The following is an 18,840-nucleotide window of genomic DNA, read 5'->3' on the forward strand; positions in this document are numbered from 1 at the left end:
GAAAGGCAGGGATGAACGCGATGGATCATTCAAGAACCCCTCTCTTCAGTGCGCTTCGCCGGCATGCGGAGCAGGATCCCGTTCAATTTCATATACCCGGACATAAAAAAGGATTAGGCAGCGACACGGAATTCCGCGAGTTTATCGGCGATAACGCGCTGTCGATCGACTTGATCAATATAGCTCCGCTCGATGACCTTCACCAGCCAATCGGCGTCATCGAGGAAGCGCAGAAGCTAGCCGCAGACGCCTTTGGCGCCGACTATACCTATTTCTCGGTGCAGGGCACCAGCGGTGCGATTATGACGATGATATTGACGGTATGCGCGCCCGGCGAGAAAATCATCGTGCCGCGCAACGTGCATAAATCCATCATGGCTGCCATCATATTTGCAGGAGCCAGGCCCGTATTTATTTCGCCGGCAAGAGACAATAACCTGGGAATCGATCACGGCATAACGACGCGCTCCGTTCGGAAGGCGCTGGAACGCCATCCGGATGCCAAAGCGGTGCTTGTCATCAATCCGACTTATTTCGGCATTTGCACGAATCTGAAGGAAATCGTCGATGTGGTTCACAGCTACGATATCCCGGTACTCGTCGACGAAGCGCATGGCGTTCTGATCCATTTTCACGAGAAGCTTCCGATGTCAGCTATGCAAGCCGGCGCCGATATGGCGGCAACCAGCGTACATAAGCTGGGTGGTTCCATGACGCAAAGCTCGGTGCTTAACGTCCGGAAAGGACGGGTCAACCCGCACCGTATTCAAACGGTCATCAGCATGCTGACGACAACCTCAACATCGTATATTTTGCTGGCATCGCTCGATACATCGAGGCGGAACCTCGCTTTGAACGGACATGCCTTGGCGGAACAGGCCATCGAGCTTGCCCAATATGCCCGGAAGCAAATCAACGAGATTCCCGGCCTGGAATGCTTCGGGGAAGATATTCTCGGCGGCGAAGCGACTTACGACTACGATCCGACCAAAGTATCCGTCCATGTCCGCCATCTAGGCATTACCGGCTACGAAACGGAAAATTGGCTGCGCGATCATTATAATGTTGAAATCGAAATGAGCGACATGTATAACATTCTTTGCCTAGTTACGCCGGGCGATACCTCCGAGTCCATAGGGAAATTGATCGCTGCGCTGCGCGGCCTCTCCGAACGTTTCCATGAAGGCGCTGAGGCTAGAGAGCTGATCGTCAAAATTCCGGACATCCCGCAGCTCTCCCTCACGCCTCGCGACGCTTTCTATGGCGAGACGGAGGTCATTCCGTTCAAGGAATCGGCTGGCCGGATTATCGCTGAATTTATATACGTATACCCTCCGGGCATACCGATCCTTCTGCCAGGCGAGGTCATATCTCAAAAAAATATCGATTACATCGTCGATCATGTCGAAGTCGGACTTCCGGTCAAAGGACCCGAGGACCGCAGCATCGAATTCGTCAAAGTCATCGTCGAAGAAACGGCTATCTCTTAATTCATCCTGAATGCCGGTCGTACAGCTGTTACAGGGCTGCTGCGGCCGGCATTTCTCTTGTCCCCTAACTGTACAACCCACATATTGTAAACCCATACCCCGCATGCTATTATGTTGTCAGAGGTGAGAGGCGATGAGTCAAAGCGCTTACATAAAATTCGTGCAAGGATCTACGGTTGAAGCCATGACCTTGGAAGACATTCGGAGCAAGCTCCTGCATTACCGGGAACAGACGGCCTTAACCGGCTCGCAGCTGGACTGGGATTACGCGGATGCCGCTTTTCCTTATACCATTGAATCCAAGCAGGATGACCGCTGGTTTTATTTGAAGGGAACCAACCCGCTTTACAAGCATATTATATTCGGTCCCGGCGAGACGCGGAGCGCTGCAGGGCAATCCGTTCCTTGCGTGCAGGTTGTGCTGCCGGACGAAGCCACGCATGGCGATAAAGCCAAAGCGAACGAGCTTTGCAAATATTTAGCCAAGCAATGTCAAGCGGAGCTCACCATGTTCAATGGGCGTACGATTTATTATAATCCCAGAAAATGAGAACGCATCAGGCATACAAAAAAATCCGCGGCGTATGCGCGCGGATCTCTTCGTATACTTGTCCCTACGGGTGAAGGCTTTATTTGCCTTCGCTTTCCGTACGGGCAATTTCCTCGTAAATCGCTGTAACTCGATCCCATTCGGCATCGTCCTCGATACCGACCAGAAACGATTCATCATTTTCTTCTTCGATTCGGAAAATAACGCCATCCGCTTCAGGATCGTTGCGATCCAGCAAAACGGCGTACACATTATTTTCGGATTCAAACGTATAAACCATGACCATCTCGCGTTCCTGGCCCTCGTCGTCAGTCACGATAAAGACATGCTCCTCATGCTCGTGGTCATGCCCGCAGCCGCAATCGTCTCCATGCTGATGCTCGCTCATGAAATTACCCCATTTCAGTGATATGTACAGACTACCGTATCGTACCATACACGATATAGCCGGTCAAACAAAACGGCTCTTCCCAGGAAGAGCCGTTGACGGAAAGGAAACGATTATAGCGAGGAAATGATTTTTTCCGATACGGGAGTCCACTCCTCCGAGCCCTTCAGCTTAACGAAGAATCGAATCGGATATTTCCCGCTGGACTCGAATTTATATTCGATATACTCCGTCGCGTACCAGAAATTGTCATTCGATGAATTTACATTTCCCGTTTGGATTACTTTTTCTTTACCGCTTGGATCGAAAATCGATACCTTAACAGCCGAAATATCAATCTTCAGATTATCAATCTGCGCAAATACCTTAAAGCTGCCTTTATACCCTTTGGTCACATTCCCAAAAACTTTATTGTCTTTTTCATCGAATAAAAACATGTGTACATTAGGCTTGTAAACGGCAGCTCGCTTAGACTGGTTATCCCATTCCACGATTGCCTGCAGCGAGGACGCAATTTGACGAAGCGGCAAATACGTCTTGCCGTCATCGACCAGACCGCCGTCATCCTGCTCGCTCCCGTTTATGAATACGCGAACCTTCTGCGTAGCGGAGTCGGCGAACAGCATGGAACCGCCCCATAGCGACAGCAATAACAGCAAAATAACCACTTTTCTGATTTTCATAGCTGTAACCTCCATCCGAATGCTTGGATGAATGGTTATACTCAACAAATCATTCAAAGTTGCGCTCGTTCGCAAACTTTTTTAAACTCAGCTTCTTTCGACCGGGTCTGTCAGATCCTGTTGAAAGCTGCGCTTGCCTGGGAAATAAGCCGATATTACCCGAACGTTCTCGTTAAAATGCAAGGAACTCCCTTTCCTACCGCACCCGGCTGTCTCATCCTTGCCAAATAGCTCATTCCTTTTGCGCAAGGCGTTTTACAGACCGCACACGTATCCGAAAGGACAAGTTTATACGATATTTGTTTTCGGTCGTTCGATACTAGTTTTTTCTTCGCTGTTTTCCCTTTTCCTTTACTCATCCAAATTCCCCCCACTCCCATATCGCTCTTGCATTGTATGTAAGGAAGGGCGAATATGCATCGGCATTTGTCAGGGATATCGGTTATTTGGTACATTAATTACGGAATGATAAGGAGGTCTTGCCATGCATATTCGAATGGTTGGAACAGGAAGCGCTTTTGCCAAAAAATTCGATAACAACAATGCACTGCTGGAACAGGACGGCTGTTGCCTGCTCATAGACTGCGGTATAACGCTGCCAAAAGCTTTATATCAAATGGGACTGGCCTTCCCGGAGATCGATGCCGTATTGATCAGCCACATTCATGCGGATCATGTCGGAGGCTTGGAGGAATTTGCTTTTCAAATGATGTTTAAATATAACCGGAAACCGGTGTTATTTATCGCCGATACGCTGATCGAGCCGTTATGGGAGCATACGCTTCGCGGCGGGTTAACCCAGGATCCGCTGAACAAGCTGGAGCATTTCTTTGACGTACGGCCGATCATCGCGAACACGGAAACGGAATTGTTTCCCGGCTTGAGAGTCAAGCTCCTGCCGACCAAACATATCCCGAACAAACCGAGCTACTCGTTTTTGTTTAATGATCGTTTCTTCTACTCCGCAGACATGAGGTTTGATAAGGAGCTCCTGCTCCGGTTGGCCGATGGAGGAGTTCAAACTATTTTTCACGATTGCCAGCTGGAAGAACCCGGTGTTGTTCATGCCAGCCTGAATGAGCTTCTGACTTTACCCGAATCGGTTCAGAAGAAAACATGGCTCATGCATTATGGAGACACAATCGATCAATATCAAGGACGTACCGGTCATATGCGTATCGTGGAACCGCAGCGGCGTTACGAAGTCTAGGAAATATGAAAACCTCCAACCGCATCATGTCGCAGTTGGAGGTTTGTTATGCATATGGATCGCCAGAAGCGGCATCTGCTGCTTCTTTAGAAATTCGGCAGGTTATCCAAATTGTTCGTCGGATCGCCGTCTGCATCGCCGCGGATGTAAGTCTCCCCGTCTCTGCCTTTAAATGTGTTAACCCCTGCTATATGGCCGGACTGCACTTCCTGAAGCGCCGTTGTATAATCGAGAACACGCCCGCCGGACGTTTTAAATGCAGTGATATCGCCTTCTCCATTTTTTTGAACGGCAACGATTTGCTCTCTTGCGTCTTGTTCATTCATTTTTTCCATCTCCTAATTGTAAGTCGTTTGGGCCGCCAATTTCTATATTGCCCCGCCTGCCGTTGATCTTATTCATCAAATACACAAAAAAACGGCGTTCGCATTCGGATGCGGACGCCGGATTTTCGTCATTATTCATTTTTCGCATCCGCCGGGAACTTTCTTCCCCAAACAAACTGCTCGTCATAAGCGAAGGAATCCCTTTGCACGAGCTTCGTGACAGCTCCGATTACAATAGAGATGATCCCAAACATCCCAATTACCCATATAGCCAAAAAAGCATATAGCGCAGCCATCAGAAACCGCCTCCCGAACGCTTTCTTTAAGCGTATGCGGCAGCTCTTGCGTATAGAATACGTTTTCAAACGTGCATATCGGCGCTTGAACTGATCATACTAATCGGGTCAATAGAAATCAAAATATGGGGCTCGCCTTAAACAAATTGGAGGAATGACCATGCTTGATAACCTGGAAAGCGACTATAATTGCGCGAACGCTTCAACCGACCTGCCGAATCTGCTCCAGGAGCTGGAGCAGCTGGAACAAACATCGGCGGCAAGCCATACGGAAGAACAAAAGCAGCAGCTCAATCGCATCCGGAATCAAATTCACTTTATTCAAACAAAATGCGATATTCCACAGGAATCGTAGCTGGGTGAACCCGTTAGAGCAAGAATCCAACAATAGAGGCTTGTCTATATAAGTTGAACGATTGATTTACATCAGCTGTTATCGCTGCGAGAGCAAATCATTCTTACGATCGCTGTTCCAGCCAAATGATCTGAATATATAAACCCTGTAGGTAACGTTTTACTGCAAAAAGCGACCACTTCGTTTCTCCAGAACGATTTGCTCTCTCCGCTCCACGCTTTCGTTTCTTTCAATCAACTTATATAGTAATTAAAAAAGACGCCCTTTATTCCGAAATCAGGAAATAGAGGGCGTTCTTTATATCATTCTCGTCAGAGGTTCCGCAAAAATATGTGTGGTTGGACACATAATCATGCTAACCAAATGACTCCAAACAAGCGAAAAACCCTTACTTGGTAAGGGTTCTTCTAGTATGATCTGGACAGGGTTCGAACCTGTGACCCCTACCCTGTCAAGATAGTGCTCTCCCAGCTGAGCTACCAGATCGTATTAGCGACAATTAATAATATATCAGGTTTACAATTAGAAGTCAACAGCTAATATCGTATTTTTTTGATGAACCTTGCTCCTCGCTTTTATCGATTTCATTCTCCCGCAATAGGTCATAATGTGTTTATATACCCTGCAACAATTTATCAATTCGTTGCGTCAAAATAAGTGCTGCAGCAAAATACAGAAGAGGTGAACGTATGAAAAAAAGATCGATTATGATCATGGCTGTCGTTGCTATGATGCTATTCACGCTGGGACAAACCGTTTGGGCATTTAATGACATTAAGAATGATGCCAACGAACAAAAAATCGCCGAGTTGAAAGAGCGCGGCATTTTGAAAGGCGATAAGCATGATAAGTATAATCCAAAAGGCAAACTCAGTTATGCGGAAGGCGTTTCGCTGCTCGTAAAGGGTTTTGATCTGAACATCGATCACATCCGATTCATCAAGGAACCGAAGGCGACCGATTACTTCCCTCGTTTGAAGGATAATGCCTGGTATTCGCAAGCCTTCATTATCGCCCACTTAAACGGCATAGAAATTCCAAAGGATGTTAAAGCTAACGATGCCATGACACGCGAGCAATTCGCGCATCACCTGTTTAAAGCCGTTCAGAAGAAAGGCGACTATGCTTTTATTGAGATGTATATGTTGATTGAAGACGAAGCGGATGTGGATAAAGCCTACATGGACAGCATCCAAAAGCTGTTGGTCAGCAAAATCGCTGAGCTGGACAATGACAATAAGTTTTATCCGAAGAAAGCCATCACTCGAGGCGAAGCTGCCGGCTGGCTGTATGACGCTATTAAATTCGTGAAGGAGACGACGCCTATTCCTCCGCAGCCCGAACTGCCGACGTTTGATTTAAATCTTGCCGTAACACCCGTAAATGCTGATATCAATAAAGTTACCGTCAGTACGCAGGTTCCGCACCCCGGCTATGGCATTCGCATCTCCTCCATACAGTTTGAAGGCGGGCAAGCCGTCATTAATGTAGATACGGTGATGCCCGACCCGGACAAAATGTACCCGCAGGTCATTACCGACGTGACGGTATCCACTTACGTTGATGCAGCGTTCAAGCCCGTTCTGCCGGCTAGCGGCGGTGGCAGTGATTCCGTCTCCTCCAGCGCAGCTGCTCAATAAATGAAAAAGGCTTCTCTGATCGACTGACCATACGTCAGACCCCGGAGAAGCTTTTTCTTATTTATGCTGCATGGCGAGCGAAGGAATAGCCCAGTCAATCGGGGTACGTCCCGTGCTTTCTAGAAAAGCATTTGTCCTTGAGAATGGTCTGCTGCCAAAGAATCCTTTGCGGGCGGCAAACGGACTCGGATGCGGCGAGACGATGATATGGTGCTTGTCCCCGTCGATTTGAACAGCCTTTAACTGTGCATGCTTCCCCCAGAGAATAAATACAACCGGCTCTTTCCGCTTATTCAAGGCATCGATGACGGCATCGGTAAATCGTTCCCAGCCGATCCCCTTATGTGAATTCGGGTTACCTTCCTCCACGGTCAGCACCGTATTCAGCAGAAGCACTCCCTGCGCCGCCCATGACTCCAAGCAGCCGTGATCGGGAACACGGCAGCCGATATCCGCCTCCAGCTCCTTATAAATATTTTGCAGCGAAGGCGGTACCTTTACGCCCGGCTGAACGGAGAAGCTAAGCCCCTGCGCTTGCCCTGGACCATGATACGGATCCTGGCCAAGAATGACGACCTTTGTTTGTTCATAGGACGTATAATGAAGGGCATTAAATATATGCTCTTGGCTCGGGTAGACGGCAGCCGCCGCATATTTTTTCTCGATAAAGGCAAGAAGCTTCTTCATATAAGGCGCAGACAGCTCGCTCCCGAGCCGCTCCGACCAATCATTGTGTAATCGTATATTCAACCGTGAGGCTCCTCTGTCCATATTCTACTCATTCCGTTTCATCAAACCAGTTAAAGAAATTATTATTTATAAACTGCGCAACCAGCAAGTAAGGTGTTGTCTCATCAATCATTAATTGCTCCTTGCCCCTGATATTAAAATATAGCCATAATGCAATTGTATCCGTAAACGAAATGGGGTCGTAATCCGTCCGGTTCATAATGTCCGCGATTAAGCCCATACAATCCTCGATCGCCGCTTCGCTTTCGGGGGAATATTCGTTCAGCTTGATTTTGAAGTACGTGTATATGACCGGATATTCCTTATTGACGGCTAGCGCTTTACTGAACAGCGCCGTCGAAATGGCCGCCACCATAATGCCCAGCTTCCATCTCGCTTCATGCTCTCCGATCGACTTATCCTGCCTGAATCTTTCCAGCAGATCCGCATATAAGCTGTCTTTGAGCGAATCCACCTGGGCATACAGCATGCGCGACCTTTCTTTGAATGAAGACTGTTCTTTATTCGCCGAGAACATAGCAGATGTCCCCCTTCCTAAGAAATAATTGCTCTTGTTATTGTATCGTTTTCCGGCCTAGTAAGTCTACCATGTGCGGAAATAGAAAAAGATCCCTCTTTGCTCTGAGCAAAAGAAGGATCTTTATCCGGAAATCCAGCGTAATTGATCTCATGTTTATCAAACACTCGGGATTCAAAGCTATGTAGTCGTGCAAATAAATGTACCTTTAAACCAAAACCTTGTTTTATTGAGGTTTTGTAGGTATGCCGAGGACGGGAATCGAACCCGTACGGTGGTCACCCACCGCAGGATTTTAAGTCCTGTGCGTCTGCCAGTTCCGCCACCCCGGCATGTCATGAGCGCTTCTGCAAATGGTGGGCCCTGAGGGACTCGAACCCCCGACCAATCGGTTATGAGCCGACCGCTCTAACCAACTGAGCTAAGGGCCCTCGAAAAACGTATATTTCAACGTATTCATCGAAAGGTTGGTTGCGGGGGCAGGATTTGAACCTGCGGCCTTCGGGTTATGAGCCCGACGAGCTACCGGGCTGCTCCACCCCGCGACGTAATACCATTTGAAAGTAAGTTTCTTGAATGGCGACATCAATTAATATACTATATGAGCGGGTTTTAAGTCAAGTAAAATATTTTAATTTATTTTTACTCCTCATATTTTAAGGAATAAACCTTACGCCGTAACGCCCCTTGCGCGAACGGAATACTTCCACCTCGCGCGGGCATTCGTACCCGTAAACCCACCAATCGTTTTCCATACGCCTGACAAGGCACCCCGCCTGAAACTTCGTTTCGTATAATCTGACCCAGTACACCCATCTCATACAAATCCCCCCAGATCAAAAAAATTTTATTATCTGTACCGACGAAACAACGCATGTCGCGATTAGAATACCCCAAAATTCGGATATTACAAGCGGATTTCCCTAAAGCCTCTATTATTTGAGGCAAATCGGGTATACTCAAAGTAGGTCATTATGAAGGAGCTGATCACGATGTTATTCGGCATTGCCGTTTTCCCCGAAAAGCATGCACAAGATCTTGCAAACAGCTGGCGCAGGCGGTATGACCCCCATTACACCACGATTCCCGCCCATATGACAGTACGGGAGAAGGAGGACTGGACGGAGGAACAGTTAGAAGAAACGGTCGCTTATTTGGAGCAGGCAACAGCTTCGCTGTCCCCCTTCACCGTACATTTTAACCGCGTGTCCTCTTTCTATCCATCAAACCATGTGCTCTATTTAGCGCTCGAAGACACGACCGGCATGCAGGAGCTCCACAAGCATATATGCAGCGGGCCATTGACGGTTGAAGCGCCAAAGCATGTGTATACGCCGCATCTTACGATCGGACGGGATATGTCCGCAGACGAGCTTCACGACCTGTACGGAAATTTGCGAATGCAAGCCTTCGACATCACCTCAAAAATAGACCGCATACATTTGCTCTACCAGACGGATAACGGTTCATGGACCGCCTATCAGTCCTTTTTGTTTAAAGGTTCATCCGCAACGCAGTAAGAATCAATAAAGCCCGCATGCGACATTCCGTCACATGCGGGCTTTATTCTATATTCTGTATTTATCTAGGCATTGGCATAATGTCGATAGCGCCTCCGCCACCGCCGTCTCCGTTCGGATTCGCTTTTATTCGCTCCAACACGGCGTTGCCGCGCGTCTCCCACTCCGCTAACGCTTCACGCGCCGTTTTCGTTTCGTTGATGACTTCCTGGAACAGCTCGTAGCCAGGCGACTGCGCTTCCCAGATGCCTGGCTTCTCACGGTATACCTTGTCGGCATCCGTGCTCGTAGGCGGCAGCGGCTTAAGCGTTGTGAATGCATCGATGTTGTATTGCAGACCGCCGATTGGAGTCAAGAACTCTTTGCGGGCTACCATCTCGTACAAGCTTCTCGATTTCAGCTTCGCCCAATCCTTACCGTTCGTAAATTTAATGAACTCCCAGGCGTCTTTATCATTCTGGGCTTTGGCATTAATCCCCATCAGCTGGCTAAGATAGATGTTGCCGCCGGTCTCCGGATCCTTAGGGTTTACGGGAACCGTTACGACGTCCCAATCAACCGGTACAAAATCTTTTATTTTGGACGCATTGTCAGACGCTCTCTTCAGCTCGTTGATATAGCTGTAATCGCCGATCGTCATGGCGACCTTGCCCTTGATGAATAAGTCCCCGTAGAACGGATCATTTATGCCTTCGGCGTTTTGCTTCTCGTTCATCTTATTAATGAATTCTTGAGTAGGAACGATTTCTTCCTTATACAGCGAGGCGACGGAATTCCATACCCCTTCCCAATCATCGCTGTTTACAAGCATTTTCTCGGCTTTGTCATCCCACATTTTCAGTTGCAGCGCCGAACTGTATACCTGCGTATCGTTGAAGCCGTCGGACGGCCAGCGGTTAAAGGTAAAGCCGAATGAACGATCCTCGCCTTCTCCTTTAGCTACTTGACGAGCCAGGTTGAATACATCCTGCCATTCCATTTTGTCCGTAGGAAGCGTAACGCCCGCGTCTGCAAACAATTTCTTATTATAATAGAGGGCGGATGAGCTGAAGGTCGGCGTCAAAGCGAATAGATTACTGTCTCCAGCCGCTTTAATGCCTTCGATAACCGTCGGAACGTAGTCGCTCAAATCAAATTTGTCCTGCGTTACAAGCGGGTCAAGCTGCTTAAGCAGGTTGTCTTGCGTTAAGCGGCGAAGCATGTTGTAGTCCAGTACAACGACGTCAACCGGATTTTGTCCCGTTAGCATTTCTTTCATTTTCTCGTAAGGATCCGGCTGATCTACCGGCTTGCCGGGCTCGGTCTGTTCGAAACGCTGATCCTCGTAACTGATTGCTCCTACGATTTCAAACTGGATATTCGGATGCGTCAATTCGTACATATCCGTATATTGCTGGCGGAAATAAGGCTCGTTTTCGGCGCCGCCATACAGGACGCCGATCCTCAGCACCCGCGTCTCCGCTGATTCGTTAGAGCCGCCGCTGCAAGCGGCAAGCAAGCCGATGAGCATGGCAAGCGTTAAGCTGAGCAATGCGAATTTACGAAATCCTGACAACCGTTTGTTATACATTCGATTTAACCCCCCAATGATTTAGGCGGAGTAATGATAATCCGCTCACCGTCAAACTCCATCGTTGCTTTGTCTTTAATATGAAGAGCCGATAAATATTCCTTAGGCACCTGCAATCTTCCGACCCGGTCTACGACAACATACGCCTCATGCACATTTTGCAGCCCGCCGGCAGCCGGCAGCTCGACCTCACCTCCATCCGTGTTTATGTTCGGATTACGCTTAATAAATTCGGTGCTTGTTAAGCCGTCGCGGATGGCAACAACGCGGTCTACCTTGCTGGCCAGCGTCAGATCATGCGTAACGATGACAATCGTTATGCCTATCTCGCGATTCAATTGGCGGAAAATACCCATAATTAAATCCGACGTAGCCGTATCGACCGAGCCGGTCGGCTCATCGGCGAGCAGCAGCTTCGGACGGTTAGATAAAGAAATAGCAATAGCTACGCGCTGCTGCTCGCCGCCGGAGAGCTGATGCAGCTTGTTATGCATTCGCTCCTTCAGTCCCACCCATTCAAGGAGCTGCTTCGCATACTCCCGGTCAACCTTGCCGGAAAGCATCATCGGCATTTCCACGTTCTCAAGAGCAGATAGGTACGGCAGCAGGTTCCGAGCATTATTTTGCCAAATAAAACCCACGGTTTCCCGCTTGTATTGCACAAGCTCCTCATCCGTAATTTTAAGCAAATCCCATGGGCCTACCTTCACCTGACCGGCAGAAGGGCGGTCAAGCCCGCCCAGCGTATTCAGGAGCGTAGATTTGCCGCTGCCGCTGTTGCCGATGATGGCCATCAGCTCGCCTTCCTCGACCTTCAAGTTGAGGCCTTGCAGCGCGACGACCTCCAGATCTTCGGTTTTGTAGATTTTTACCAAGCCTTCGCAATCGATCATCGTAGTCATCGTTCCTCTCCCATCTTGACCGCCTGATGCACTCTCAGCCTGCGGATGTGCAAGAAGAGCAGCATGGCGCCGACCAGCATCATAAATCCGACGACATAGAACAGTTGGTTCGTATCGTTCGAGTCGAACACGACGCGGAAAGGCGGCACCGTCTCAGCTACATTTTCGGCCGTTTGCAGGAATGGCAGGAACAGAAGACTGACCGCCTTGCCGATCAATATGCCAAGGCCGATCGCAAGTCCCGCTGTGAACAGCTGCTCGAGGAGCAGCATGCCGGTAAGCTGCTTGCGGGAGAGACCCATTGCGCGCAGCACGCCGAACTGAACGACGCGGCCGGATAAGTTAAAGAACCAGTAAAGCACATACCCTGCAAGCGTAATGATCACGGAAACCAAGAAGCCAAGACTCAATATGCCGAATACGCCGCCCCTCGTAGGATGCTTCGATTGGGATATCAGCTCGCTCCTTACATCCTTTACGGACGCCAGCCCAACTCCCGCTTTCTGCAGCGTATCGATGATCGGCGCAACCTTCGCGTCAGGCTTCATCTTCAACCATACTTCATAAGGTATAAGCGGCATTTGATCGTAGATATAATCCAAATTCGTAATGACGAAAGGAGATTTATCCGGATATTGGCTAGGCCAATAAGGCAGTATCCCGACAACCGTAAACTCAAGCATTCCTTCCGGGAACCCGACGGATACAAGATCGCCCAGCTTCAGCTGATATTTCTCGGCAACCTTGGACGGGATAATCGCCGCATGCTCATACAAGCCTAAATTATTCAAATAATTGAAGGGATGAACCGGATATAAATCCTCCCGGAACCAGGCCACCTTGGCGAAGTCGACGTTATCGATCCCCATCACGGTGCCTTGACCGATGGATTTGCCGGAAATCACAACATTCCCTTTCGTCTGCATGACGCGGGCGGCAGCCTCTACGCCGTCAAGCGAACGGAATAACTCGAATGGAGGCTCGCTGTATAAAATGCGGGTCGGCACCGTTTGGCCGCCACCGCCTCCGCCATTCCCTCCGTTCCCTCCGTTTCCTCCGTTACCGTTTCCTCCGTTACCGTTTCCTCCTCCGCCGCCATTTCCGCCATTTCCTCCGTTACCGCCGCTTCCCGGCGTTGTGACAATTTCTGGCGAACCTTCCCAAACGGTCTGAATCATCACATCAGATCCGTATTTGTATAAGGTGCGTTCCGTCGAGTTCAAATCGATCGTTCGCGCCGCAGAAGCGTTATAGACGCCAAGTCCGAGCGTCAGCACTAACAGGATCATTAGCGGATAATAGCCTTTGGACGATCGAGACAGCTGGGTTAACGTCAAGTAGAGCGGCACGGGCAGGAACTTCCGGCCGAGCCAGTTGAACAGCTTAAGCAGCCAAGGGAACAGCCGCAAGAAAAACAGTCCTAACGCAAATATCGACAGCGCCGGCACAAAGAACAAAAACGGCTGAACGTTAAGCTGATCGGTCGTCATGCCGGTCTGAAACGTAAGCATTTGCCTCTCGTTGAACATATACCAGCCATAACCCGCCGCGGCAAGCAGCAGCACGTCAAGATACCATCGCTGCCAGCCCGGCTTCCGGTCGGAACGGGCCAGTTCCTGCTTATAGCTGACGATGGATGACCGCGCATAAATGACCGCGGGAATGATCGTTGCCAGCAAAGCGAGCAGCACCGCCGCGCCGCCGGCGATAATCGCTTCGGTCGAGAAGCCGACCGGAATCGACTTGCGGTCGACGAAGGATAAGAAGCCGTTCGCCGAGCCGATGCTCTTCGCCATGAACCAGCCGATAAACGGCCCGGACGCCAGCGCGATCCCGCCTAGAATAAGTCCTTCGAGCAAATAAATCCAAATGATCTGGCGCGTTCCCGCTCCCCGGCTTCGCAGCACGGCAATATCGCTTCGCTGTTTATCCAAAGATTGCCGGGCATTCATCGCGATAAAATAAAATACCATCGCAAGCATAGGCGCCGCGAGCGTAAAGAGCAGCGTCTGAAGCTGCAGGCTCTGCTTCTTGAACTCCGTCAGCGTGGAAGCGAAGGAAATTTCCACTCTCGTATCTTTCAGGCGCTGATACAGCTCGATGTTGAGCCTTTCAAGGGTCCGGCCGAGCGGCGACAATTGGCTCGTTTGGATCTCCGACAGATCGAAGGCGTAATACCAGCTCGCATTATGAAGCGGTATGCCAAGCTTATCGAGCAGTATTTTCTCAAAAGCTTCTTCACTGATCTGGAACGTATTGAGAAGGCCTTCCATGCCCTGGTACCAATAAGAACTCGTATCGTTAAGCGGCTTAACCGCCCCGACGATTTTGACCCGAAGCGTCAGATCAAGACCGCCGTATACCGGATATTCGAAAATATCGCCGATATGTACATCGTTTCGGAACATCGCTTCCTCGAACATCACCGCTTCGAGGAGCTCGCCGTCTCCTTCGGCGTTAACGAACCATCTGCCCTGCGTCAGCTCCGTATTCGCCTCCAGGCCAGACGTGTTCATCATGGTCAGCTGGCGGTTGCGGCTCGCGTCGACCTTAGATGAATCCTCCGGCACGACCTCCGCGCTTCGGATGGAATAGCCGTGTACAAACGTATCGAAAGGAAATCCGATTTCTTTCGGCACGCCTTCCGATATATATCGCTCCAGTTCGGATAAGGCGGGCAAATCCGTTTTTCCGCCGGCGGGCGATTGATACCGCATCAGCAGGGAGCCCGCCGGCAATCCGGCGCTCTTCTGCTGCAAGGAATCGGCCACGACTCTTTTGAGGGCCCCGTCCGCATACATCGGTATACTCGTCGCAAAGGCCACCGCCAAGGTTAATCCCGCCAGCGTGCTTAACGTAAGCCAGCGCGTGTTCCACATCTTCCGGAACAAAAAACGAAATAATGGTATTCCCATCAGCTATCGACCTACAACTTTCTGCCCCGGCGTGAGCCCTTTCAGGATTTCAACCTGCGTCGCGGTTTGTTGTCCGACCTCCACGTCCACCTCGCGTTTGCCTTCTTCATCTATAACCTGCACGTAGGTGCGCGAACCGATCGAACGAAGCGTGGAAGGAGGAATGACAATGGCGTTTTCGGTACGCTTCGTAATGATATTAAGGGAAAGAGGAGTTCCGCGATTCAAGTTTTTTGGCAGATCCTTAATTTCTACAATTAGAAAATCCTCCGGGCGCTCCGGCTTTGGTTCCCCTGGTTGGCCGCCTCCGTTGTTCTGCTCATCGGCTTTGCTAGGGAGCTGCTTTACGATGCCCTTGAATTCACCGACACTGTTAATGCTTGCAGCAACCTCCATACCGGCAGATACCCTCTCCAATTCGGTCTTGGTCAGCTTGGCGGCAGGCGTAATTTGACTCGTGTCGGCGACGATGGCAATCGGGGCATAGGCTTTGATGGAATCGCCTTTCTGCACGTTAAGGGTAACGATTGTGCCGCCGAACGGCGCTTTTAACGTTGCCTTGGCGATTTCTTCCTCCATGTCGACAAGCTTCTGCCTCTGCTCTTCAAAGGCGATCGATTTCTCCTCGAATTCGATCGGATCCATCTCGTCGCGCTGACGAAGCGTCTCCTTCATCGCTATTTCTTCCTTCTTGAAGGATAGCTTCTCGAGGCGCAGCGCCTTAACCAGATCATCCACGTCAAGCTCGCCGATCACTTGGCCCGCTTCGACGGTATCTCCCGCCTTCACGTACAGCTCCTTCAAATGTTTCCCGTCAAGCGTGAAGAAAAGCGTCTCTTCCTCAAGTGAAATCAGCTTGCCGATAACTTGAACCTTCGTCTCCAGCGTTGCAGTCGTTACCTCGTATTCCGGCTTCTTGGAAATTTGAGGCGGAGCGATCTCAGGCAGCACCTCTTCTTCTTTCTCCGGCGGGAGCAGCGAACACCCGCTTGCCAATAGTAAGGATACACTCATAGATACAACCATAGAACGTTTAAATAAACTTCCCGTCCACCATTTCATAGACATGGTCGGCAACCTCCAAAATCGTAGGATCATGTGTAGTCATGCATATTGTAACGTGTTCGGTGCGGATTATATTTTGAAAGACCGCCATGATTTGAGCCGACATTCCGGTATCAAGCTCTGCTGTCGGCTCATCCGCAAGCAGCAGTTTCGGCTTATGCGCGATCGCCTTTGCGATGGCCACGCGCTGCTGCTCTCCGCCCGACAGCTCGAACGGCCGGTGATGCATACGCTTCTCCAGCCCGACCAGCTCCAGGCACTGCACAACTCTCTCTTTCCATAAAGTACGGGAAATACCGGCCATCCGAAGCGACAGCTCGACATTCTCCCAAGCCGACAACAACGGCATTAACGCAAACGCTTGGAAAATAAAGCCCATATCCTTGCGTCTGATTAAGGTCCGTTGATCATCGCTCATGTTATGGAAAGGCAATCCGTTAAATAGGATTTCTCCCTTGGTCGGCGTATCCAGACCGCCTAAGCAATTGAGCAGCGTCGTCTTGCCTGAGCCCGATCGGCCCCTCAACATAACGAGCTGGCGTTCCTTGAGCTCCATCCGGATCCCCTTCAAAACATGAAGCGGCGAGCCGCCTACTTGAAATGTCCGCTCTACATCGTTAACCGTGAGAAGCTGTCGACGTTCATGATCGGGCTCAAGCGGCTGCTCTTTCCTTTGTTCAGCTTCCTGCGGTATGGCCATATGCGCTTCTATTTCCCTCCTTAATCCACCTTCATAATTCTCATCTTACATGATAGACGAAGGACATGCTCAAAAAGTTACGCCAAATTCAAACAACTTTTTTAAACTTTTCCGTAAAAAAAATAAAGCCGTAAGCGGCAGCGCGTTCCTTGCTCGCCGATTACGACTTTATGAACTCCGGTTATTTCAACTTAAAATGCGAAATGGCAAGGTCCAACCCGCTCACGATTTCATTTAAATGGTCGGCAGACGATGAGATGTTATCCATAAGCGCAAGCTGCTCCTCCGTAGCGGCAGCGACGCTCTCCGTCTTCTCCAGATTAACGGAAGCCGACGATGCCGTCTGCTCCATCGATGCGCTGACCTGCTCGGAGCTGGCGGACATTTGCTGCGTGATCGCTGAATTCTCATGCACCTGCTCGTTCATTTGAATAATTGCGGAAACAATAATGTCAAGATTTTGATGAACGTCCTTTACCCTGTCGCTGCCCCGCTCCATTTCCTTGATCGTTTGGGTCATAAAGGCGGAAGCTCCTGCGATTTCGCTGCGTGTCACTTCGACGAGCTGGTGAATGCCCTCCGCCGACTCCAGCGAGCCGGCGGCAAGCTTGCGAATCTCTCCCGCCACAACCGCAAAGCCTCTTCCATGCTCACCCGCGCGAGCTGCTTCTATCGAAGCGTTCAAAGAGAGAATGTTCGTCTGATTCGAAAAAGAGGTTATGTTCTCTGCGATTACGCCGATTTGCTGCGATCGATTCTCTAATGTGCTTATCGTTGCAGAGAGCTTGCCGATAACGGATCTCGCTTCACTCATTTGATCGACCAGTCGGGCAAGAGCCGCTTGTCCCTCACCGGCCTGTTGCGAGGTGGAGCTCGAATGATCCGCGATCGCAGCCGTATTTTCCGCGATTTTTTGAATGCCGGTCGTCATTTCCTCAATCGCTTTCGATGTCTCCAAAGCCCCTCTAGCCTGTACTTCGGAGCTGCCTGCCACCTCTTGGATTTGCAAGGCTACGTGATGGGCGGCAGCGGCCGACTCCGTAGATACCGTCGTAAGCTGCGATGAGGTTTGGCTGATCGCGCTTGCGTTAACGGCAATTCCCGAGATAAGCTCTCTCATCGTCTTAATCATAAGATCAACAGAAATCGCAATATGGCCCAGCTCATCCTTGCTGTAGGCTGCGTCCGGCAGGACGGTCAAATCTCCTTCGGATACGCTTTTTGTTTTGCCGATCACCTTCCTGATTGTCTGCATGATGCGCCGGACAGTAAAGAAAACCGCGGCAATCAGGAACAGCGTAATAAGGAGGATGCTCGCGAACGTAACCAGCCGCGTCGTCCCGAACCGTTCCGTTATTTCAGCTATCGACATCTCCGAATACACTTCCAGGCTATGATCGATTTCGTCAAGTCCCGCACGGCTGGTCTCGAAGCTGCTGTTAATTTCTTCGTTCTCAAACCGGCTGACCCCGTCCGCTGCCGCCTTCTCCGCTGCAACCGACCATATGTCGAAGTTTTGCTTGAATTCGTTCATAATTTGTTCAACCGACCGTTCGGATTCCCCATAGCTCAAATGAACAAGCCCTTTGTCAGTTATGATACGGTAGGCTTCCCCCATCCGGTCAGCCGTTTGCTTCATATTCTCGGTCAACTCCGACAAGGCAGCCTCCGTTTGGGCTTGATCCAACGAACCGGATTCTACCTTCAAATAGGCTTGAAAGGCCTGATACATATCTCGATCCGCGTTGAGCACCAGCGAGCCGATCGTATGAGAAGTCTCATAAATCTCGTTCGTCATTTCCTCCATCATTGTCTTCTGCTCGTTTATCAGGTACACGCCCGATGTAACGTAAAAAGCCAATGGCACAGCAGCTAACAAAATAAGTTTCCAACGCAATGATAATGTAAGTTTCATGATGATCCGCCCCTCGCACATGTTTTCCACTTCATAAATATCGGAAAT

The 18,840-nt window shown here is 49.9% G+C and carries 20 protein-coding genes and 4 tRNA genes; 6 read left to right on the forward strand and 18 right to left on the reverse strand.

The window, feature by feature from the left end:
• The first annotated feature begins 20 nt into the window (after nucleotides 1–20).
• Both H581_RS0117650 and H581_RS0117655 read left to right on the forward strand, forming a co-directional pair.
• Nucleotides 21–1,490: an aminotransferase class I/II-fold pyridoxal phosphate-dependent enzyme gene (locus H581_RS0117650; protein WP_028611179.1), complete on the forward strand. Its 1,470-nt coding sequence runs from the start codon at nucleotides 21–23 to the stop codon at nucleotides 1,488–1,490.
• Between the two features lie 133 nt (nucleotides 1,491–1,623).
• Entirely contained in the window at nucleotides 1,624–2,040 is a 417-nt protein-coding gene (locus tag H581_RS0117655) for a DUF1885 family protein (RefSeq protein WP_028611180.1), read from the forward strand.
• Between the two features lie 79 nt (nucleotides 2,041–2,119).
• Here the strand turns inward: H581_RS0117655 and H581_RS0117660 are convergent, their stop codons facing one another.
• Nucleotides 2,120–2,428 carry a DUF1292 domain-containing protein gene (locus H581_RS0117660; RefSeq protein WP_028611181.1) on the reverse strand — a complete coding sequence of 103 codons (309 nt, stop codon included), beginning with the start codon at nucleotides 2,426–2,428 and terminating at the stop codon, nucleotides 2,120–2,122.
• A gap of 113 nt (nucleotides 2,429–2,541) precedes the next feature.
• Entirely contained in the window at nucleotides 2,542–3,111 is a 570-nt protein-coding gene (locus H581_RS0117665) for a stalk domain-containing protein (RefSeq protein WP_028611182.1), read from the reverse strand.
• A 484-nt stretch (nucleotides 3,112–3,595) separates the two neighbouring features.
• On the opposite strand from H581_RS0117665, the gene H581_RS0117670 reads away from it, so the two are divergent.
• Nucleotides 3,596–4,321, forward strand: a complete 726-nt coding sequence (locus H581_RS0117670; RefSeq protein WP_028611183.1) for an MBL fold metallo-hydrolase — start codon at nucleotides 3,596–3,598, stop codon at nucleotides 4,319–4,321.
• An 86-nt stretch (nucleotides 4,322–4,407) separates the two neighbouring features.
• On the opposite strand, the gene H581_RS0117675 is transcribed toward H581_RS0117670, so the two are convergent.
• Genes H581_RS0117675 through H581_RS38440 form a run of 3 tightly spaced genes read right to left on the reverse strand, consistent with a single transcriptional unit; the run spans nucleotide 4,408 to nucleotide 4,943 of the window.
• Complete coding sequence (locus H581_RS0117675; protein WP_156889600.1) at nucleotides 4,408–4,647, reverse strand: DUF3892 domain-containing protein; 240 nt, start codon at nucleotides 4,645–4,647, stop codon at nucleotides 4,408–4,410.
• Entirely contained in the window at nucleotides 4,640–4,786 is a 147-nt protein-coding gene (locus tag H581_RS37960; protein ID WP_156889601.1) for a hypothetical protein, read from the reverse strand. The genes H581_RS0117675 and H581_RS37960 overlap by 8 nt, the downstream gene beginning before the upstream one ends.
• Nucleotides 4,779–4,943 (reverse strand): hypothetical protein, encoded by a 165-nt coding sequence (locus tag H581_RS38440; RefSeq protein WP_169507514.1) that lies wholly within the window; start codon nucleotides 4,941–4,943, stop codon nucleotides 4,779–4,781. Before H581_RS38440 ends, H581_RS37960 begins: the two co-directional genes overlap by 8 nt.
• 160 nt (nucleotides 4,944–5,103) lie before the next feature.
• On the opposite strand from H581_RS38440, the gene H581_RS0117690 reads away from it, so the two are divergent.
• Entirely contained in the window at nucleotides 5,104–5,298 is a 195-nt protein-coding gene (locus tag H581_RS0117690) for a hypothetical protein (RefSeq protein ID WP_028611185.1), read from the forward strand.
• A 413-nt stretch (nucleotides 5,299–5,711) separates the two neighbouring features.
• On the opposite strand, the gene H581_RS0117695 is transcribed toward H581_RS0117690, so the two are convergent.
• Nucleotides 5,712–5,784 (reverse strand) — tRNA-Val (locus H581_RS0117695).
• A gap of 203 nt (nucleotides 5,785–5,987) precedes the next feature.
• On the opposite strand from H581_RS0117695, the gene H581_RS34380 reads away from it, so the two are divergent.
• Nucleotides 5,988–6,938 (forward strand): S-layer homology domain-containing protein, encoded by a 951-nt coding sequence (locus H581_RS34380; RefSeq protein ID WP_036718771.1) that lies wholly within the window; start codon nucleotides 5,988–5,990, stop codon nucleotides 6,936–6,938.
• 57 nt (nucleotides 6,939–6,995) lie between these two features.
• Here the strand turns inward: H581_RS34380 and H581_RS0117705 are convergent, their stop codons facing one another.
• The 6 genes from H581_RS0117705 to H581_RS38445 all read right to left on the reverse strand — a co-directional run bounded on the left by H581_RS0117705 (nucleotide 6,996) and on the right by H581_RS38445 (nucleotide 9,026).
• A complete protein-coding gene (locus H581_RS0117705) occupies nucleotides 6,996–7,688 on the reverse strand; it encodes a uracil-DNA glycosylase (RefSeq protein ID WP_028611186.1) in 693 nt (230 codons plus the stop codon).
• A 28-nt stretch (nucleotides 7,689–7,716) separates the two neighbouring features.
• Nucleotides 7,717–8,205, reverse strand: a complete 489-nt coding sequence (locus H581_RS0117710) for a hypothetical protein (protein WP_028611187.1) — start codon at nucleotides 8,203–8,205, stop codon at nucleotides 7,717–7,719.
• Between the two features lie 246 nt (nucleotides 8,206–8,451).
• A tRNA-Leu gene (locus H581_RS0117715) sits at nucleotides 8,452–8,537 on the reverse strand.
• 22 nt (nucleotides 8,538–8,559) lie between these two features.
• Nucleotides 8,560–8,636 (reverse strand) — tRNA-Ile (locus H581_RS0117720).
• Nucleotides 8,637–8,673: 37 nt separating this feature from the next.
• Nucleotides 8,674–8,750 (reverse strand) — tRNA-Met (locus tag H581_RS0117725).
• A 111-nt stretch (nucleotides 8,751–8,861) separates the two neighbouring features.
• Entirely contained in the window at nucleotides 8,862–9,026 is a 165-nt protein-coding gene (locus H581_RS38445) for a hypothetical protein (RefSeq protein WP_169507515.1), read from the reverse strand.
• 153 nt (nucleotides 9,027–9,179) lie between these two features.
• Here H581_RS38445 and H581_RS0117730 point away from each other — a divergent pair, with 153 nt between their 5' ends.
• Complete coding sequence (locus H581_RS0117730; protein WP_245600057.1) at nucleotides 9,180–9,725, forward strand: 2'-5' RNA ligase family protein; 546 nt, start codon at nucleotides 9,180–9,182, stop codon at nucleotides 9,723–9,725.
• Between the two features lie 61 nt (nucleotides 9,726–9,786).
• On the opposite strand, the gene H581_RS0117735 is transcribed toward H581_RS0117730, so the two are convergent.
• From H581_RS0117735 to H581_RS0117760, 6 genes are all read right to left on the reverse strand, one after another.
• Nucleotides 9,787–11,295, reverse strand: a complete 1,509-nt coding sequence (locus H581_RS0117735) for an ABC transporter substrate-binding protein (protein ID WP_028611189.1) — start codon at nucleotides 11,293–11,295, stop codon at nucleotides 9,787–9,789.
• Nucleotides 11,296–11,300: 5 nt separating this feature from the next.
• A complete protein-coding gene (locus H581_RS0117740; protein ID WP_028611190.1) occupies nucleotides 11,301–12,188 on the reverse strand; it encodes an ABC transporter ATP-binding protein in 888 nt (295 codons plus the stop codon).
• A 5-nt stretch (nucleotides 12,189–12,193) separates the two neighbouring features.
• On the reverse strand, nucleotides 12,194–15,112 hold the full coding sequence (locus H581_RS0117745; protein ID WP_028611191.1) for an ABC transporter permease: 2,919 nt from the start codon (nucleotides 15,110–15,112) through the stop codon (nucleotides 12,194–12,196).
• Nucleotides 15,113–15,115: 3 nt separating this feature from the next.
• A complete protein-coding gene (locus H581_RS0117750) occupies nucleotides 15,116–16,180 on the reverse strand; it encodes an efflux RND transporter periplasmic adaptor subunit (protein WP_028611192.1) in 1,065 nt (354 codons plus the stop codon).
• Entirely contained in the window at nucleotides 16,146–16,877 is a 732-nt protein-coding gene (locus H581_RS0117755; RefSeq protein WP_084134608.1) for an ABC transporter ATP-binding protein, read from the reverse strand. The genes H581_RS0117750 and H581_RS0117755 overlap by 35 nt, the downstream gene beginning before the upstream one ends.
• A 181-nt stretch (nucleotides 16,878–17,058) precedes the next feature.
• Entirely contained in the window at nucleotides 17,059–18,792 is a 1,734-nt protein-coding gene (locus H581_RS0117760; protein ID WP_028611194.1) for a methyl-accepting chemotaxis protein, read from the reverse strand.
• Between the last annotated feature and the right edge of the window lie 48 nt (nucleotides 18,793–18,840).

Origin of the sequence: Paenibacillus harenae DSM 16969 (assembly GCF_000422465.1) — a bacterium.
Taxonomy (GTDB): Bacteria; Bacillota; Bacilli; order Paenibacillales; family Paenibacillaceae; genus Pristimantibacillus; species Pristimantibacillus harenae.

What these genes read in the sequence shown, in the direction of transcription:
- H581_RS0117755 (WP_084134608.1), bottom strand. Translation starts at nt 16,877, where the DNA reads ATGGCCATACCGCAGGAAGCTGAACAAAGGAAAGAGCAGCCGCTTGAG.
- H581_RS0117650 (WP_028611179.1), top strand. Translation starts at nt 21, where the DNA reads ATGGATCATTCAAGAACCCCTCTCTTCAGTGCGCTTCGCCGGCATGCG.
- H581_RS0117730 (WP_245600057.1), top strand. Translation starts at nt 9,180, where the DNA reads ATGAAGGAGCTGATCACGATGTTATTCGGCATTGCCGTTTTCCCCGAA.
- H581_RS34380 (WP_036718771.1), top strand. Translation starts at nt 5,988, where the DNA reads ATGAAAAAAAGATCGATTATGATCATGGCTGTCGTTGCTATGATGCTA.
- H581_RS0117690 (WP_028611185.1), top strand. Translation starts at nt 5,104, where the DNA reads ATGCTTGATAACCTGGAAAGCGACTATAATTGCGCGAACGCTTCAACC.
- H581_RS38440 (WP_169507514.1), bottom strand. Translation starts at nt 4,943, where the DNA reads ATGGCTGCGCTATATGCTTTTTTGGCTATATGGGTAATTGGGATGTTT.
- H581_RS0117710 (WP_028611187.1), bottom strand. Translation starts at nt 8,205, where the DNA reads ATGTTCTCGGCGAATAAAGAACAGTCTTCATTCAAAGAAAGGTCGCGC.
- H581_RS0117750 (WP_028611192.1), bottom strand. Translation starts at nt 16,180, where the DNA reads ATGTCTATGAAATGGTGGACGGGAAGTTTATTTAAACGTTCTATGGTT.
- H581_RS0117675 (WP_156889600.1), bottom strand. Translation starts at nt 4,647, where the DNA reads ATGAATGAACAAGACGCAAGAGAGCAAATCGTTGCCGTTCAAAAAAAT.
- H581_RS38445 (WP_169507515.1), bottom strand. Translation starts at nt 9,026, where the DNA reads ATGAGATGGGTGTACTGGGTCAGATTATACGAAACGAAGTTTCAGGCG.
- H581_RS0117670 (WP_028611183.1), top strand. Translation starts at nt 3,596, where the DNA reads ATGCATATTCGAATGGTTGGAACAGGAAGCGCTTTTGCCAAAAAATTC.
- H581_RS0117740 (WP_028611190.1), bottom strand. Translation starts at nt 12,188, where the DNA reads ATGATCGATTGCGAAGGCTTGGTAAAAATCTACAAAACCGAAGATCTG.
- H581_RS0117745 (WP_028611191.1), bottom strand. Translation starts at nt 15,112, where the DNA reads ATGGGAATACCATTATTTCGTTTTTTGTTCCGGAAGATGTGGAACACG.
- H581_RS37960 (WP_156889601.1), bottom strand. Translation starts at nt 4,786, where the DNA reads ATGAATAATGACGAAAATCCGGCGTCCGCATCCGAATGCGAACGCCGT.
- H581_RS0117760 (WP_028611194.1), bottom strand. Translation starts at nt 18,792, where the DNA reads ATGAAACTTACATTATCATTGCGTTGGAAACTTATTTTGTTAGCTGCT.
- H581_RS0117660 (WP_028611181.1), bottom strand. Translation starts at nt 2,428, where the DNA reads ATGAGCGAGCATCAGCATGGAGACGATTGCGGCTGCGGGCATGACCAC.
- H581_RS0117735 (WP_028611189.1), bottom strand. Translation starts at nt 11,295, where the DNA reads ATGTATAACAAACGGTTGTCAGGATTTCGTAAATTCGCATTGCTCAGC.
- H581_RS0117665 (WP_028611182.1), bottom strand. Translation starts at nt 3,111, where the DNA reads ATGAAAATCAGAAAAGTGGTTATTTTGCTGTTATTGCTGTCGCTATGG.
- H581_RS0117655 (WP_028611180.1), top strand. Translation starts at nt 1,624, where the DNA reads ATGAGTCAAAGCGCTTACATAAAATTCGTGCAAGGATCTACGGTTGAA.